This window comes from Pokkaliibacter plantistimulans, assembly GCF_003194385.1.
Lineage (GTDB): Bacteria > Pseudomonadota > Gammaproteobacteria > Pseudomonadales > Balneatricaceae > Pokkaliibacter > Pokkaliibacter plantistimulans.
The window spans coordinates 1-16573 of the sequence record NZ_LAPT01000005.1 but is presented as its reverse complement, the minus strand read 5'-3'; the positions used below and the strand labels follow the sequence as shown (position 1 = coordinate 16573).

The following is a 16573-nucleotide window of genomic DNA, read 5'->3' as shown; positions in this document are numbered from 1 at the left end:
AAGCCAGATATCCGGCTTGGGCGGCTATCTGGCTAAGGTGTGAAGAGTGTGAAGGCTGGTCAGATGCCTGACCGTGCGCGATGAGTCGCCATTACAAGTCCAGCACCAGTCGCGCGCTGCGTGAGCGAGAACAGCACAGTGTCATCTGGTCATTGGCAGCGTGTTCTTCGTCGGTCATGAACATATCCCGATGATCCGGCTCTCCGGACAATACACGGGTCAGGCAGGTGCCACAGATGCCCTGCTCGCACGATACCGGTACATCAACGCCAGCTGCTTCCAGCACCTGCACGATGCTGCGCTCTGCCGGAATCTGATAGATCACACCGCTGCTCTGCAGCACCACCTCAAAACTGCCCTCGGCGTCATGATCAACGGGAGCGGCGGCAAAATACTCGCGATGCAGCTGGCTTTCTGGCCAGCCCTGCTGACGTGCGGTGCTCAGTACATGTTCCATGAATCCACCCGGACCACAGACGTACAGATGGGTATCTGCATCCGGTCTGGCCAGCAGTTGTGCGGCATCCAGCTTCTGCTGCGCATCGCCATCATCAAAGTGCAGATGCACCCGGCTGGCAAAGTCGGCCTCCTGCAGCTGCTGCCGGAAAGCCATGCGCTCACTGGCGCGAGCGCAATAGTGCAGCTCGAAGGGTTGATCATGGCGGTGCAGGTGCTCGGCCATGCTCAGCAGGGGAGTGATGCCAATGCCACCGGCAAATAACAGATGGCGCTTGCCCTGTTCAGCCAGCGGAAACAGATTGCGCGGCTCGCTGATGCGGATCACGTCACCCGGCCTGATCAGCTCATGCATGGCGTTGGAGCCACCGCGGGATGCCGGATCTTTCAGTACGCCGATAACGTAGCGATGGTTTTCGCTGTCGGCATTGCACAGCGAATACTGTCTGACTAAACCATTGGGCAGGTGAACATCGATATGAGCGCCCGCAGTAAAGGCGGGCAGGGTGGTGCTGTTGATGGGCTCCAGCTGAAAGCGACGGATATCCACCGCTTCATCGGCGCAGAGACTCACGCGTACATCAATCATGATCCTGCTCCTCAAACCTGACCTGCTGCTACTTTGTCGGTGGCAATCAGCGCACTCTGCTCGGCTGCCAGCCAGCGGTCGATGATCTTGCGTGACTGTACGCCACCGGCATCAATATTGAGCTTGAGCAGATTGCGCTCTGGGTGACGCAGCAGATTTTGCTGCTGGCGCTCCAGCATCTCCAGATCTTCGGCAAAAATCTTGCCCTGACCTTCACGGATGGTATCGGTCAGCTGCTGATCTCCGGGTTTGAAGTTGCGTGCCATGCCCCAGAAATACCAGATGGAGGTATCGGTTTCCGGCGTGATGAAGTCCACCACGATGCTGCTGGCCTTGAAGCGGGCATCGGCCTCGTAGCCGCCGTTACCGGCATGAGCCACACCGACTTCAATCAGCACATGGCTGGGCGGGGTGAAGCGGCAGATCTGCCAGCGGTCGACCGGTACGTCGTCAGCCAGTCCGTTACCACGCAGGGCGGCGCGCCAGAAAGGCGGCGCCATGATGTTTTCCATGTAGCGGCTGGTCACGACCATTTCACCCTCGACCTTGGTGCTGACCGGAGCTTCATCGATCTCTTTCTGACCGATGCTGGATGCATGCACGTAGGTTTCATGGGTCAGGTCCATCAGGTTGTCGATCATCAGGCGATAGTCGCAATTGATGTGGTACAGGCCGCCACCGTAAGCCCATTGCGGACTGACGGCCCATTCCAGGTGAGGGATGAGCTCCGGGTCGGCCTGTGCCGCCTCGCCGGGCCACACCCAGATAAATCCATAACGCTCTTCGACGGCATAAACCTTGTTGCAGGGGAAACCTCTGACGCGCTGGCCGGGCATCGACTGGGTGTGGCCATCACAGCCCATCACCAGGCCGTGGTAACCGCACACCAGCTCACCATCACGCACAAAGCCGAGGGACAGCGGCGCGCCGCGGTGCGGGCAGAAATCCTCAACGGCAGCGATTTTGCCTTCATGGCCACGATAGAAAACGATGGCTTCATTGCAGATGGTGCGACCAAGAGGTTTGTCGGCCACTTCATCGGGGGTGCAGGCAACATACCAGGCATTTTTGGGGAACATCACGGTGGTCCTCGGATTGTTATAGTTATGTTTAAGGTTTTATTGGATCCAATTTAGGGCTGTGGCCTAGGCGGCGTCAAATGTTTTTTGTACAAAAGATGTTCGCTGTGAGTGTGCAGTGATGAATGACGGGAGTTGTCGCCTGCATATCCGTGCCCCGGATGCCGGCAATGGCTGTGCTACACTGCGGCGCATCTGCTATGGCTAACAGGCTGACGGCATCTGTGCCGGATGGCTGCGGTGAAGGGAGAATGAGGATGAGCAAGGCCGGTCAGCATGCACTGATCACTCTGCGCAAGATGATTGCATCGGGCGAGTTGGCCGCAGGTGAGCGTGTGGCGGAGATTCCCACTGCCGAGGCGCTGGGTGTGTCGCGTATGCCAGTGCGTATTGCCTTTCGGACGCTGGAGCAGGAAGGGCTGCTGGTCAAGGCAGGGGCGCGTGGCTATACCGTGCGCGAAATCAGCCCGGAAAGTATTGCCGGTGCGGTTGAAGTACGCGGTGTGCTGGAAGGGCTGGCTGCACGGCAGGCCGCGGAGCGCGGGCTGTCTGCTAAATCGGTGGCGGTATTGCGACAATGTCTGGATGACGGTGATCAGCTGTTTGAAAAGGGCTATGTCACCGAGGAGGATCTGGAGGTTTACCACGATCTGAACCTGCGCTTTCACCAGCAGATCATCGAGGCCAGCGGCAATCCGGCTGTTTCCATGGCGCTGGCGCGTAATGAACATCTGCCTTTTGCCTCGGTCAGTGCGCTGGCAGTGGACAGCAATGATATGCGTCGGGAATTCCGGCGTTTTAACTTTGCTCATATGCAGCATCATGCGGTGTTTGATGCGCTGCTCAGTCGTCAGGGGGCAAGAGCGGAGGCGATCATGCGTGAGCACGCCAACGCCACGCTGCGTTATGCCGAAGTGTTTGCGTCTACGGCGGGGATGGCAGACAGCATCAAGGTCATTCAGCGCGAAGAACAAAAATAAATGATTGGATCCAATAATTGTCATTTATGACCACATAAGCGCTGCCCGGGTGTGGCGCTCAGATACTTTGCTCTATGATGCGGCCACTTGGCTGGAAGAGCGCGCAGCGATGCTGACACCAGCCGTTCGTAGTCATTCATCAGGGGTAAATCCATGAGCAAGGTGCACAAGATCGCGGTGATTGCCGGTGACGGTATCGGTAAGGAAGTGATGCCCGAAGGGCTGCGCGTACTGGACAAGGTCGCCGCACGCTTCGACATTCAGCTGCAGTGGAGCCACTTCGATTGGGCCTGCGCGGACTACTATCTGGCTCACGGCAAGATGCTGCCCGATGACTGGTTCGAGCAGCTGCGCGGTTTTGATGCTATTTACTTCGGTGCGGTGGGCTGGCCGGACGTCGTGCCTGACAATATCTCCCTGTGGGACTCGCTGCTGAAATTCCGCCGTGGCTTTGATCAGTACGTCAACCTGCGCCCGGTGCGTCTGCTGCCCGGCGTGCCCTGTCCGCTGGCCAATCGCAAGCCGGAAGACATCGACTTTTATGTGGTGCGTGAAAACACCGAAGGCGAATATTCCAACGTCGGTGGTCGCATGTTTGAAGGCACCGACCGTGAGTTCGTTATTCAGCAGTCCACCTTCACCCGCAAAGGCGTTGACCGCATTCTCAAGTATGCCTTCGAGCTGGCCCAGAGCCGTCCGAAGAAACACCTGACCTCTGCGACCAAATCCAATGGCATGGCCATCAGCATGCCTTACTGGGATGAGCGCGTGGCCGCCATGGCGGGCCAGTATCCCGAGGTACGTCAGGACAGCTATCACGTTGATATTCTGGCGGCGCGTTTTGTCCTCAGCCCCGAGCGCTTTGATGTGGTGGTGGCTTCCAACCTGTTTGGTGACATTCTGTCTGATCTGGGCCCGGCAGTGGCAGGCACCATCGGTATCGCGGCTTCCGCCAACCTCAACCCGGAACGCAATCTGCCTTCTCTGTTTGAGCCTGTGCACGGCTCTGCACCGGACATCTTCGGCAAAAACATCGCCAACCCCATCGCCATGATCTGGTCAGGAGCGATGATGCTGGACTTTATCGGTAATGGTGATGAGCGTTACCGTCAGGCCCATGACGTCATCATTGAGGCCATCGAAGCGGTGCTGGTGGAAGGCCCGCGTACGCCTGATATGGGCGGTGACGCCGACACCACCAGTGTAGGTAAAGCCATCGCCGAACGTATCTGAGTTAATACCTGAGCCGGGTATCCGGCAGGTGCATGAACAACATGGGCGGCATGCACCCTGTATCGATGTGCCAGGTATCCAGAACTGTCTGGATACCTGTGCCCCCGCCGGTGCTTCAGCGCAAAGACGCTTCCGTCATCTCACTTAATACTGCTGAGCCGCCGACTCCACGTTGGCATAGACCTCGGTGCTGCCATCGTTCTTCAGCAGATAGACCGCATAGGGCTGAAAGCGCTCACCCATTTCCATTCCCGGACTACCCAACGGCATGCCGGGGACCGCCAACCCTCTGGCGTCAGGCTTCTCTGCCAGAAAGCGAGCAATCAGCCGGGCCGGAACGTGCCCTTCAAACACATAGCCACTTTCTGCTTCGACGGCGGTGTGGCAGGAACGCAGGCGCGGAGGAATGGCCAGTCTGTCCTTGGTGGCGTAGAGGTCAGCGGTGGTATTTACCCTGGGCGCAAAGCTGAGCTGGCTGTCGACCGTGTTGAAGCCCTGAATATGTTCAAGCCAGGCCTGACAGCAACCACATTGTGGATCCTTGAATACCTCAAGCTGGACTGCTTCTGCCCAGGCCATCACGGGCAGGCTGGTGAGCGCGATAACCGAAAGGCGCTGCAGGGTGCGGCGCACGAAGGTTGCGGGGCGTGCGCTGGTGTGGCGTGAAAGCATAGTCATTTCCTGATCAGAAAAAGAAGGCGAAATTCATGGCTGCAGAGAGAATCTTTGCACTCGGCGTTATTCACCCTGTCTGGCTGATGCTTCGCAGGGGATAAGAGCGAGTGCGTCTGTTTGATCAGGAAAGCGCTGTGGGTGGTCGTTGCGGCACCGCCAGTATCAGCGAACGGGCATCGTCCAGCGGCTGAGGGCGAAGGGGAGAATCGAGCGGCAGGTGGGCCGCGTGCCAGCGCATCGGCAGGGCAATCAGGCCTTGCGCACAGCAGTCTGTGGTCAGGGCGGTATGTTCACAGAGTGATGGGCTGCGGTCAGCTATGGCGCACGGCGTGCTGTGGTAATCAGCGGTGCTGTGACTTGCAGCGGAGCTGTGACAGTCAGCGATGCAGTGGCCGCCGGGAAGGGCTGTTGCCTGTGCTGAGCCGCTCATGGCTGACGTAGCCAAGAGCACGAAAGACAGCGCAATCGACAGGATCAGGCTCAGTAGCCCCGATGATGCTATGGATGCACGAAAACCTGCTTTCACCCGACGGCCCGCTGTCTGAAAACGCCAGCCGCTAATCTAGCCAAGGTCGTGGAGAAGGTCTATTCCTCCTCGTTGTTCCAGGTCACGATTTGTCCTCATTTCATGCAATTAATCCTGCTTCTGCCCCCATTCACACCGCAGTTTGATGACGCTTCTTGACCTTTTTTTCAGTCTGTTGCCCCTGCGGAACTGCACCTTCCGGCCACTCTCTAACAGGCTGTTGAAAAACGTTATCGAGGCAGCCGAGACAAGGAAAAAACAGGCGAAAAAGCGGAGTTTAGTGGACTAAATGAGCATTTTGAGCCTGTTTTTGACGCGGTATTCGGCAACGCAGATAGATTTTCAACGACCTGTTAAAGCCAACGTGAACGCCTGCTGCCACCCTCTGTTCAGGTGATGCGGGCAGACCAGAGATCAACAACAAATACGAGTTGGCCGCACTGCTGTCATCAGACCGACAGCGACAGTCAGGCCGACAGCCTCAGTCATAAGGAGTTTTGTGGTGATAAAGGTCGAGCACCTGTCACGTCGTTATGGCGACTTTGTCGCTGTCAACGATGTGTCGTTCCAAATTGGTCATGGTGAAATCGTCGGTTTGCTGGGGCATAACGGAGCCGGGAAAACCACCATCATGAAGATGATCACCGGCTATCTGGAGCCATCCGACGGTCAGATCTGGTTCAACCAGCAGGCGTTTGACGACGCACCCGATCATGCCAAGGCGCAGATCGGCTATCTGCCGGAAAACCTGCCGGTCTACCCTGATCTGACCGTCGCTGATTACCTGCTCTATGCCGCGCGTCTGCGCCACCTTGAAGGGGCTGATGCTATCGCCGCGGTGCGCCGGGCGATCAGGGATACTGAGCTTGAAGACAAGGTTCTTGCTCCCATTCACACCCTGTCACGCGGATACAAACAGCGCGTCGGCGTGGCGCAGGCCATTCTGCACAACCCCAAATTACTGATTCTGGATGAGCCCACCAACGGCCTTGATCCCCAGCAGACGCAGGCCATGCGCCATCTGCTGAAGAATCTGGCGAAGAATGCCACCGTGGTGCTGTCGACCCACATCATGCAGGAAGTCGAAGCCATCTGTGACCGGGTGCTGATGATGCGCCGCGGTGAGCTGATACTCGATGAACAGCTGTCTCATCTGCACCAGTCGACAGCCCTGCTGGTGACCACCTCCATGGCCCCGGCACAGTGGCAGCAGCAGACCCTGAGCGGGGTGCAGTTTGCCGCTGATCAGCATCTGGGCGAGAGCAATGGTCATCATCGCTATCGTCTGCCTTTTGCCGGTACGCACCACAGTTCCATATCGCAGGCCGAAGGGCTGGCGGCGCAGGTGGCACAGCGGCTGGTGGAGCAGGGTGCGGCCCTTTACGGCCTGACGCCTGAGCGCCGTGATCTGGAAAGCCTGTTCCGTGAAGTGAACAAGACGGAGGAGGTCAGCCATGCAGCCTAATGCGATTCGGGCCATCGTGCGCAAGGAGCTGATGCAGTTCTTCGCCTCGCCGATTGCCTACCTGTTTCTGGCCGCGTTCGCGGCGGTCACCCTGTTTGTGTTCTTCTGGGGTGAAGCCTTCTTTGCCCGCAATCTGGCCGATGTACGGCCGCTGTTTGAATGGATGCCGGTACTGCTGATCTTCCTGTCAGCCGCCCTGACCATGCGCATGTGGAGTGAGGAGCGGCGCACCGGCACCCTGGAGTTTGTGCATACCCTGCCGGTAGCCAACTGGCAGTTTGTGCTGGGCAAGTTCTTTGCCTGCCTGCTGTTGCTGGCGCTGGCACTGGTGCTGACTCTGCCGCTGCCCCTCACCGTCAATATGCTGTCGCCCATCGACTGGGGCCCGGTATGGGCAGCCTATCTGGCGACGCTGCTGCTGGGCGGTACCTATCTGGCGCTGGGTCTGTTTATCAGTGCTCACACCCAGAATCAGATCGTCAGCCTGATGCTGACCGCGCTGATTGGCGGGGTGTTGTATCTGATCGGCACACCAACCCTGACCGACTGGGTGGGCGAGCCGCTGGCGAGCATCTTCAAGGCCATCGGCACCGGCTCACGGTTCGAGTCCATTGCCCGTGGCGTGCTGGATGCCCGTGATCTGTATTACTACCTGAGCCTGATCGTGATTTTCCTCGGCCTTAACCTGTGGGGGCTGGAGCGTGAGCGCTGGGCGGCAACAGGCAGCTATCAGCATCATGCGCTGTGGCGTCGTGGTACGGCGCTGGTGGTGATCAACCTGCTGCTGGTCAATATCTGGATGGCACCGCTGACCTCACTGCGTCTGGATGTCACTCAGGGCCAGCGTTTCTCCCTTGGCAAAGCCAGCTATGACTACCTGTCACGCCTGCACGAGCCGCTGATCATCAAAGCCTACTTCAGCAAGAACACCCATCCGTTGCTGGCGCCGCTGGTGCCGCAGATCAAAGACCTGCTGAACGAATACCAGATTGCCGGTAAGGGCAAGGTCAAAGTGGTGGACATCGACCCCACTGAAGATCAGCAGGCGGCCAATGATGCGGCCAGCCAGTACGGCATCAAGCCGGTGCCTTTCCAGGTGTCAGGGCGTTATCAGGCCTCGGTGGTGAATGCCTACTTCAATCTGGTGGTGAGCTACGGTGGCGAGTTCCAGACCCTGAGTTACAAGGATCTGATCGACATCAAGCAGGGCCAGGGCGATATTCAGGTGCAGCTGCGTAACCCTGAGTACGACATCACCCGCGCCATCAAGCGTGTGCTGTTTGCCTATCAGACCAAGGGCGATCTGTATTCCAGCCTGCCCCATGCGCTGAACCTGACTGCCTATGTTTCTGCGGATAACACCCTGCCGAAAGAACTGGCTGGCTTCAAAACCGATCTGCAGAAGCAGCTGCAGGACGCCAGCAAGAAAGCCGACGGTAAGCTCAATATTCACTGGGTAGACCCCAACTCTGACCCGTCTGTGGCGAAGAAAATGGAACAGCAGTGGGGTTTCAAGCCGATGATGGCCAGCCTGCTCAACACTACGCCGTTCTACTTTTACCTGACGCTGGATGACGGCAAGCAGGGCATGCCACTGCAACTGCCGGAAAACCTCAACGATCAGGGCATCAAGCAGATGCTGGAAGCCGGTGTGAAGCACTTCGGCAGTGGCCTGATGCACAGCGTGGCACTGGTGACACCACCGATGAACCCGATGACCGGACAGGGGCTGAGCTTTGAACAGCTGCAGAGCCACCTGAGCGAAAACTACAATGTCATCCCCACCGATCTCAAAGACGGTATCGTGCCGAGCGAAGCGGAATCCCTGCTGGTGATGGCCCCTGACAGCCTGACCGACAAGCAGCGTTTCGCCATCGACCAGTACTTGATGAAGGGCGGCACCGTCATGCTGGCCACCTCACCTTATGAGATCAGCATCGACCAGAGCGGCCTGAAAGCCAGCAAGCATACGTCCGGTCTGGAAGACTGGCTGAAGCACTACGGCGTCACCATCCAGCCCAATCTGGTCATGGACCCCCATAACTCGCCGTTCCCCATGCCGGTCAACCGTGATCTGGGCGGCGTGCAGGTGCAGGAATGGGTGATGATGAACTATCCCTACTTTGTCGATGTGCGCCCCGGCGCCATGGATGCCAAAGTGCCCGTCACCGAAGGCCTGCCGCAGCTGACCTTCCCCTGGGCATCACCCATCAGCATCGACAGCAAGCTCAACCAGAGCCGCAAGGTGGCAGTGCTGGCGCACAGCTCGGCGGAATCCTGGCTGTCTGACAAAACGCAGGTATTGCCACGGGTGCAGGGCGGACAGGCGATTCCCTTCACGCCGGAAGGCAAGCGCAGCAGCGAAGATCTGGCGGTGGCCATCACCGGCAGCTTCGACTCCTACTATGCCGACAAGGACAATCCGCTGCTGAAGCAGGATGACAAGGCCGCAGCCGCCAAACCTGCCGCCGCTACGCCAGCTGACGCAGCCAGCAAAGACGCTAAAGACAAGCAGGACAAACCGGTGTTCAGCGGCATTATTGCCCGCTCGCCCGAGTCGGCCCGCCTGATCGTCTTCGCCTCCAACCATCTGCTTGATGATCAGGTCATGCAGCTGCTCGGCTCCGCCAATGGCAGCACCTACATGAACTCGGTAGACGCTATGCAGAACGCAGTCGACTGGAGCGTGGAAGAAGACGGCCTGATGGCCATCCGCGCCCGCAGCCAGTACAGCCACACACTGCCCGCGATGGATGATGCCGGTCGTCAGGAGCTGGAATACTTCAACTACTTCCTGGCGCTGGCGGGTGTTGTGATCATCTTCGCCATCGTTCGGGTGCGCAGCCGTCGTCGTCTGGCACGCCATCAGGCCCTGCTGCTGGGAGGAAAAGCATGAAACAGACCGCCTCTTCATCGAAAAGAAGTCTGCTGGTCCCGGGGCTGGCGCTGGTCATGCTGGTGCAGGCCGGGCTGGTCGTGGCCAGCTACTGGCCAGACAGCAACGCCGCAGGCAATAAGCCCTGGCTCAGTTTCAAAGCGGCTGATATTGACCAGCTGGTGGTCAGTGATGGCAAGCAGAGCACCCATCTGCTGCTGAAAGACAAACACTGGACCGTCAAAGAGCTGAACCTGCCCGCTGATGAGCATCAGATACAGGAAGTGATCGACACGCTGGTATCGGAGAAACCCGCCTGGCCCTCGGCCACCACCGACGAAGCGGCAACCCGCTTCAAGGTGGCGGAAAAGGGCTTCGAGCGTAAGGTCGAGCTGAAGAAAGGGGATACCGACGAGGCCGTGGTGTACCTCGGCACCTCGCCCCATTACGGCCAGATTTACGGCCGCCGTGAAGGTGATAAAGACATCATGAACATCAGCTTCAATGCCTATCAGGCACCGGCGGATGCCCATGACTGGCTGGACAAGAGCCTGCTGAAAGTCACCGCGCAGCCGACCATGGTGACACTGCCGGGGCTGAATCTTGAGTTCCTCAAGGGCAACTGGCAGATCACCAATCAGCCTGCGGTCAGCCTCGACAATCCTAAAGTGGACGAGCTGGTCAACGAGCTGAAAGAGCTGATGGTGATCGGGCTGGCGGACGACAAACTGGCTGCCACCCTGAACCAGTCCAAGGAAGGCTTTGTCGCCACGCTGGCGGTGAAAGACAAGGCCTATCACTACCAGTTCCGCCCCAGTGGCGATGACTGGTATGCCCGCCGCGATGATATGCCGCAGTGGTTCAAGGTCAGCACATATCCGGCCAATCTGCTCAAACAGCCAGACCTGAGCAAGCTGGAAAAGGCCGCGCCCGCCAAAGCCGCCGCAGCGGACAGCAGCGGTACGGCAACGGCTGCCGCCACACCAGCCGCGCCGGTTCCCGCTGCTCCGGCAGCCACTCCACCGGACAATGGAGCGACGGCTCAGAGCGCCAACTGAGGGTGTGATCGACCAGGCGTTTAACCGACGCTAAAACCACAAAGCCCCGCTACATCGATGTAGCGGGGCTTTGTTTTATATCAGTTTTGAATGACTTTTGGGGAGGTAAGGTGTTGCTTAGTGGAATAGGATGAAGGACTTTATCGGGTACGGTTAGGAGTCAGCGGCCCGTCTACTGCATCTATGTACTATGATGTCGTTTTGGACAATAAGAGGAAGAGAGACATCACTATGTCTAGTACCTTATCCTTGAAAGTTATGGAATAAGGTATACCTTTTTTATGATATGTTGTCGATTTAAATGTCTTTTAATAACTGTTATGAGATTGAAGGGCTTATTAAAAGATTGTTAGCCGATCAAGGCGTTTTACTACTAAGAATTAAGTTTTGGAAGGAATTAAAATGGAAAACGACTGGTACGATGATGAAACTACTCTTTCGGAGGAAAGTTCAATTAAAGAATACGACGTGACTGCGTCGCCAAATGATTTTAACTTAAAAACGTTATTTGATTTTGTTGAGTCCGGAGCATTAATAATTCCAGGATTTCAACGAAATTATGTTTGGGATATTGGAAGAGCGTCGAAATTAATAGAGTCAATCCTGCTTGGGCTGCCAATACCACAAATTTTTCTTTATGAGGAGTCTAGGAACCGATTCTTAGTAATCGATGGGCAGCAACGGCTCATGAGCATTTTTTATTTCATTAAGCAGAGGTTCCCTAGGAAAGAAAAAAGGGTCGAAATAAGGCGAATTTTTGGCGAGTATGGTCAGATACCGCCAGAAATACTTGAGGATGACCAGTACTTTAGAAAATTCAATTTGTCGCTTTCTGACCCAACTCCCGGTCATAAAAATAGATTTCACGGGTTGAACTATTCGACGTTAGGTGAGTTGAAACTCGGATTTGATATGAGGACGGTCAGGAATGTTATTGTGAAACAAAACCTTCCGGAAGATGACAGTTCAGCTGTTTTTGAAATATTCAACAGGTTAAACTCTGGCGGGGTTAATCTTACGCCGCAAGAAATTAGAGCGAGTTTATACCATTCAAAGTTTTACGACATGCTTTTTAAGATTAATAATGATGAACGTTGGAGGAAGCTATTAGATTCGCCAGAGGCTGATTTGCATACTAGAGATGTTGAAATCTTATTAAGAAGCTTTGCGATGCTAATAGAGGGATCTACATATAAGCCATCAATGGTTAAGTTTTTGAATAAGTTCTCAAACAACTGCAAACAGCTTAATGAAGAGAAAATAGTATATTTGAAAGAGCTGTTCTACTCGTTTCTTGATGCGACGTCCGATCTTCCGGCCAGAATTTTCTTTGGAACAAGGAATCGATTTGCAACTTTGTTCTTTGAAGCTGTATTTTCTGCGTCGGCAGGTCAGGCATTTGCTAATAAAGGGCTGATTACCAATAAGCTAAATCCTGAAAAAATACGGATGGTTTTTTCCGACAAAGAATTCATTGACGCATCTCAGACTGATACTGCAAGTACAAACAACGTGCAGATCAGGTTGAGAAGGGCAAAAGCTATAATAGGGTAGTGAAATGGATAATATTATCGATAGCTACTTTAATCAGCATAAACTTCTATCAGACTTCTTGATGGATAACAAAGAAATTTCATTAAAGTCAGATGCGGATAGACGATTTGCAAAAGTTTTGGTTCTTGCCGGAGCTAGTTATTTCGAAGATAGAATAATTTCGGTGTTGTCTACATATTGTGATGCCGTTGTTCAAGGAAATGAGAAGGTCTACAATCTTCTAAAAATGAAGGCCTTTGATAGGCAATATCACACATTGTTCGATTGGAAGGAAAATAACGCTAACAAATTTTTTTCTCATTTTGGCGAGAGGATTAAGCAGAAACATAAAGAAGATATTTCTAAAAATAACGATATAAAAGAAAGTGAAAAAATGTTCATGACACTTGGTCGCATGAGAAATGTTTTAGTTCATTCGAATTTTGCTATGGCTTCAATAGACGAAACTCATGAGGATATTTATAAAATCTTCAGAGGTTCGCTAGGATTTGTTGATTATGTCGAGAAGACATTCAATTTCGACGGCTAATAATAACCAGCAGCAGAAAACTACGCGCCACCAATTTGCGGTCCGCTGTATTCACTATGCCGCAAATTGGCTCTGCTCCATTCAGCTCCTGCTGTGGGCGTTATGTTTTTGGGTGTGAAATCTTACAAGTTATTATTTTGGGGGTTCATTATCTATGAGCACAAAATTACATAATATTATGCCGATGAGAAATTATCTGTGCTTTTTATAAAACGCCACTTAATCACTTTGCCAATTTTACTTTCTATTTTGGCAGGTGAGACTTATTACTACGTTACAAAGACAAATCTCAATAGTGATATATCCGTTGGGTTTATTATCGACGACTTCAACGGTGTTAAAGTCTATTTTAATGGGGGTGTAAATAATTCTAGTGGCCGTAACCTTACATCTGACAACTATAATTTAGGTATTAAATATCAATGTGTTGAATTTATTAAAAGGTATTATTACCAGCGATTTAACCATAAAATGCCTGACTCGATGGGTAACGCCAAAGATTATTTCAATGCGAAAATAGACGATGGTGTTATCAATCCTCAAAGAGGATTGCTTCAGTATAAAAATGGGTCTAATTCAAAACCGCAAGTTGATGACATCATAGTGTTCGCGCCGTCATTGCTTAACCCTTATGGTCATGTTGCAATTGTTTCATCTGTATTTCCCAACACTATTCAAATAGTCCAACAAAACCCGGGACCCTTCGCATCCTCAAGAGCGGTATTTACAATCGAGAAGCAGAATGGCGGTTGGGTTATCAATGGAAAGCATGTGTTGGGCTGGCTAAGACTTCCTACTCCAGCCCAAACATAACAAAAACTTGGTGTTGGATAGCTACACAACCCCACAAGTAAAAGTTAAGTTTCAGAGGAAGTATGGAAAAAATCGACTGGAAACTCCCTTGGAGAAAAATTCAATTTGAAGCCGAAATTCCGAGAGGCTGTTCATAGTTCTGTGTCAGCCAATATTCACAGCTCGACATACTCGTGGATCCGTCCCGCGAAGTGGATGCTCGAGGCTGTTCATAGTTCAGCGCCACAGGGCTGCCTTCCCCTTGACCCGAAAGCAATTCCCTTCCTACACTCCTCGCCGTTTTGCCAGCAGGATGCGGCACTTCCCGAAGGACCGGCATTCTGCTTCCCTATTTTTCTGCTTCCAATTCCGCTTTATGGATAGCCCTGGCTGCATGGATGATGCCTGCCTATGTTGCATATTTCCTTTAAGGACCGGACCGGCGTATTGCTGGTGCTGGTCGATTCTCCCAGCCGTGTTACCGGCTTGGCTCGCGCCCCCTCGGCGCGCCTGACGAACTTGCCTGATCTGGCAGGTCAGTCCCTGTCACAGGCGTTGAGCCATATTGGCAGCCGCGCTGCGCAAAGTGGCAATGTTGTACAGATGGGGCAGGCTGCTGCCGAAGCGGTCGATCAGGGCAAGTTACATCTGTTTTTTCTTTCGCCGGGTAATGCGCCCAAAGGTCATGGCCGTGGGTATGCCGCTATCACCCTCAAGGACAAGCCACTACCGACGATGGTGGGGCCGGGCTGTTTTGCCAGCAGCAAGATTGGTGGCTATGAGCCTGATATGACGCCGGGGCCAGCCGTTGCCATCAGCACGGTGCCGGGAGTACTGGGCATGACAGGCCGCTCCATGCCGGTACAGAGCACACTGGTTGATGGCGTCAATGTGCTTTTTGCTTCGTCTTCCAGCTCTGTTGATCCCGCTGATAGCCTGCTTGAGCTGGCCACGCAGTTGAGCCCTTATAGTCAGGCACTGAGTAAAGGCAGTGTCGCTATCAGCGGCTTATCTCAGGCTGCCGAAGCATTGAAGAACGGTAACTTCGGCGATGCCCTGCTGGGTGCGGCTCAGGCCGTGCTGAATTTGGCCAACAAGCTGCCCAAGCCTGAACTGATTGCTGTAGCTGGTAGCCAGCACGACAACAGCTCAGGCAACAAGATGATGTTTATCGGTCAGGCGGTACGTGAACTGGCTGAGTTTAAGCGCAATCAACCTGCCATGACGCGAACGCTGGTGGTGTTTACGCCGTCTTACAATGAATCCATGCTTATTAAAGCCCACGACTCTGCAAAGTTGTATGAAGCGGGCTTTGTCACCGTTTCAAGCGCGGCAGAACTGATTCGCTACCTGAACTCCGGGCAGGATCGACAGCAAGCGCCTATTCAGCAGCTGTCTCTTTTCAGCCACGGCGTACCGCAGCGTATTGCCTTTGGCTACGACCTGTCGGTGGACAGTCAGCTATCACTGGATGTGCTGAACTACAGCGAGATTTCACCTCAGGCTTTTTCTCCCTCTGCTCATATCGACAGCTACGCTTGCCGAACGGGGATGGGCAACCTGCCGGACTACAAGATTGAAGAGGCCGTGCAGTTCTTCCCGCATATCAATGAGAGCCTGGCACAGTTGCTGGCCAACCATCTGAGCATTCCCGTGCATGCCTTTATTCGCCGTTCGGACTACAAAAATACCTGGGGTTCGTTTGAGGATCGTCGCTTGGGTGATCTTTGCAGGATCAGCGATAACGGAGTGCCGGGAGAGGAGTGGTGTAAAAGGTGGAATCAGTTAAAGAAGGAGCGAGGAGACACTCATAAGGACGGCAAATATACCTATCAGATTATAGGTGCTATTAACCCTGTTATTTCAGGTAGCACCCCCGTTGGTATTCCAGGAGGACATGTTGAGTTTTTACCGCAATAAAGGTTTCTGGATTGGCAGTGCTCTCGTGCTTCCTGTGTTATTGGTTGTGGGTAATTACGGATACAAGATCATGACAAGCGTATACAACACTGATTTTGGCAATGGTTTGGTGATTTATGCAGATGACTACGTGCGAAGCGGCAAGTGGGTATTTGACTGTTCATACTCACGCTTAATCAGTCGTGAGCCGCTGCCAGTGCCTTTGCTGGAGCTGTCTAGAGCCAAGGACATTTCGTTCAGTACTAACTTGTCTTCGTCAAACAAGGGGGATACTACCCTCGCGAAAGAAGTGATTAACGCCGTCACGAGCACACCCGGCTGGTACAACGGGTTGCGTTATCTTTACTCTGGGTTGGACGAGAATAGTGATCTCACATTTCACTCGTACGATATGGTTACCCAGTATCAGGCGCAGCCATGGGCGATACGAGTAGGTCAAGATATCGAGTTTGATGGAACATCCAGCTTCAACATCAATGCCTTTCCCTATGACCCCGCCACTTATGTGGACTACGCCAAAGCCATGGAAGAAGCCGCCAGCAGCTGTTCTGTACCGCAGTAAAGCCGCTCTTTGTACTCAAGCACAATAAGTAGCTAAAAGGTCACTTCTGTCTGAGTCGAAATCTGACTCTTTAAAGCAGAAAAAGCCGAAGGGTGCGGATGCCCTTCGGCCCAAAGTCCGGCCTGCCTGCACAGGGTGATTAGCCTCTGTGGTGGGCACCCAGCATCTGGGGTCGGCAGCGATTGGAAACTGCCTGCCGGTTCAGGGTGCGTATTCATCAGGCTGAAGATGTCAGTACTTCCCGCCTGATCCCCCTAGTTGTGTAAACCCACCACGTTGT

14 protein-coding genes are annotated in these 16573 nt (G+C 53.9%); 10 read left to right on the top strand and 4 right to left on the bottom strand.

The features are described from left to right. Window positions 1-91: 91 nt before the first annotated feature. Window positions 92-1045, bottom strand: coding sequence for a PDR/VanB family oxidoreductase (locus WH50_RS01680; protein WP_110185751.1), 954 nt, complete (start codon window positions 1043-1045; stop codon window positions 92-94). 11 nt (window positions 1046-1056) lie between these two features. Continuing rightward, window positions 1057-2124, bottom strand: a complete 1068-nt coding sequence (locus WH50_RS01675; protein WP_110185750.1) for an aromatic ring-hydroxylating oxygenase subunit alpha — start codon at window positions 2122-2124, stop codon at window positions 1057-1059. 257 nt (window positions 2125-2381) lie between these two features. On the opposite strand from WH50_RS01675, the gene WH50_RS01670 reads away from it, so the two are divergent. Together WH50_RS01670 and WH50_RS01665 are read left to right on the top strand one after the other, a co-directional pair. After that, window positions 2382-3104 (top strand): GntR family transcriptional regulator, encoded by a 723-nt coding sequence (locus WH50_RS01670; protein ID WP_110185749.1) that lies wholly within the window; start codon window positions 2382-2384, stop codon window positions 3102-3104. A gap of 153 nt (window positions 3105-3257) precedes the next feature. Further along, window positions 3258-4337: a tartrate dehydrogenase gene (locus WH50_RS01665; RefSeq protein WP_110185748.1), complete on the top strand. Its 1080-nt coding sequence runs from the start codon at window positions 3258-3260 to the stop codon at window positions 4335-4337. Window positions 4338-4481: 144 nt separating this feature from the next. Here WH50_RS01665 and WH50_RS01660 read toward each other — a convergent pair whose 3' ends face one another. Both WH50_RS01660 and WH50_RS01655 read right to left on the bottom strand, forming a co-directional pair. Further along, window positions 4482-5009: a DUF411 domain-containing protein gene (locus tag WH50_RS01660; protein ID WP_110185747.1), complete on the bottom strand. Its 528-nt coding sequence runs from the start codon at window positions 5007-5009 to the stop codon at window positions 4482-4484. A 124-nt stretch (window positions 5010-5133) separates the two neighbouring features. Then, the gene (locus tag WH50_RS01655) at window positions 5134-5538 is read right to left on the bottom strand and encodes a hypothetical protein (protein WP_110185746.1); all 405 of its coding nucleotides are present in this window, start codon (window positions 5536-5538) and stop codon (window positions 5134-5136) included. A gap of 502 nt (window positions 5539-6040) precedes the next feature. On the opposite strand from WH50_RS01655, the gene WH50_RS01650 reads away from it, so the two are divergent. The 8 genes from WH50_RS01650 to WH50_RS01615 all read left to right on the top strand — a co-directional run bounded on the left by WH50_RS01650 (window position 6041) and on the right by WH50_RS01615 (window position 16293). Further along, window positions 6041-7003, top strand: a complete 963-nt coding sequence (locus WH50_RS01650) for an ABC transporter ATP-binding protein (RefSeq protein ID WP_110185807.1) — start codon at window positions 6041-6043, stop codon at window positions 7001-7003. Beyond that, a complete protein-coding gene (locus WH50_RS01645; RefSeq protein ID WP_110185745.1) occupies window positions 6993-9899 on the top strand; it encodes a Gldg family protein in 2907 nt (968 codons plus the stop codon). Before WH50_RS01650 ends, WH50_RS01645 begins: the two co-directional genes overlap by 11 nt. Beyond that, window positions 9896-10936 carry a DUF4340 domain-containing protein gene (locus tag WH50_RS01640; protein WP_110185744.1) on the top strand — a complete coding sequence of 347 codons (1041 nt, stop codon included), beginning with the start codon at window positions 9896-9898 and terminating at the stop codon, window positions 10934-10936. The genes WH50_RS01645 and WH50_RS01640 overlap by 4 nt, the downstream gene beginning before the upstream one ends. A 402-nt stretch (window positions 10937-11338) precedes the next feature. Next, a complete protein-coding gene (locus WH50_RS01635; protein WP_110185743.1) occupies window positions 11339-12490 on the top strand; it encodes a GmrSD restriction endonuclease domain-containing protein in 1152 nt (383 codons plus the stop codon). Window positions 12491-12494: 4 nt separating this feature from the next. Next, window positions 12495-13019 carry a HEPN domain-containing protein gene (locus tag WH50_RS01630; protein WP_110185742.1) on the top strand — a complete coding sequence of 175 codons (525 nt, stop codon included), beginning with the start codon at window positions 12495-12497 and terminating at the stop codon, window positions 13017-13019. Window positions 13020-13217: 198 nt separating this feature from the next. Further along, entirely contained in the window at window positions 13218-13832 is a 615-nt protein-coding gene (locus WH50_RS01625) for a CHAP domain-containing protein (RefSeq protein ID WP_207780133.1), read from the top strand. A gap of 390 nt (window positions 13833-14222) precedes the next feature. Beyond that, a complete protein-coding gene (locus WH50_RS26535) occupies window positions 14223-15731 on the top strand; it encodes a hypothetical protein (RefSeq protein ID WP_207780132.1) in 1509 nt (502 codons plus the stop codon). Then, window positions 15709-16293 carry a hypothetical protein gene (locus WH50_RS01615; protein ID WP_110185741.1) on the top strand — a complete coding sequence of 195 codons (585 nt, stop codon included), beginning with the start codon at window positions 15709-15711 and terminating at the stop codon, window positions 16291-16293. Before WH50_RS26535 ends, WH50_RS01615 begins: the two co-directional genes overlap by 23 nt. The last annotated feature ends 280 nt before the right edge of the window (window positions 16294-16573 follow it).

Coding starts and splice junctions, on each gene's coding strand:
- WH50_RS26535 (WP_207780132.1), top strand. CDS start 14,223: ATGTTGCATATTTCCTTTAAGGACCGGACCGGCGTATTGCTGGTGCTG.
- WH50_RS01635 (WP_110185743.1), top strand. CDS start 11,339: ATGGAAAACGACTGGTACGATGATGAAACTACTCTTTCGGAGGAAAGT.
- WH50_RS01680 (WP_110185751.1), bottom strand. CDS start 1,045: ATGATTGATGTACGCGTGAGTCTCTGCGCCGATGAAGCGGTGGATATC.
- WH50_RS01615 (WP_110185741.1), top strand. CDS start 15,709: ATGTTGAGTTTTTACCGCAATAAAGGTTTCTGGATTGGCAGTGCTCTC.
- WH50_RS01640 (WP_110185744.1), top strand. CDS start 9,896: ATGAAACAGACCGCCTCTTCATCGAAAAGAAGTCTGCTGGTCCCGGGG.
- WH50_RS01675 (WP_110185750.1), bottom strand. CDS start 2,124: ATGTTCCCCAAAAATGCCTGGTATGTTGCCTGCACCCCCGATGAAGTG.
- WH50_RS01670 (WP_110185749.1), top strand. CDS start 2,382: ATGAGCAAGGCCGGTCAGCATGCACTGATCACTCTGCGCAAGATGATT.
- WH50_RS01665 (WP_110185748.1), top strand. CDS start 3,258: ATGAGCAAGGTGCACAAGATCGCGGTGATTGCCGGTGACGGTATCGGT.
- WH50_RS01630 (WP_110185742.1), top strand. CDS start 12,495: ATGGATAATATTATCGATAGCTACTTTAATCAGCATAAACTTCTATCA.
- WH50_RS01645 (WP_110185745.1), top strand. CDS start 6,993: ATGCAGCCTAATGCGATTCGGGCCATCGTGCGCAAGGAGCTGATGCAG.
- WH50_RS01660 (WP_110185747.1), bottom strand. CDS start 5,009: ATGCTTTCACGCCACACCAGCGCACGCCCCGCAACCTTCGTGCGCCGC.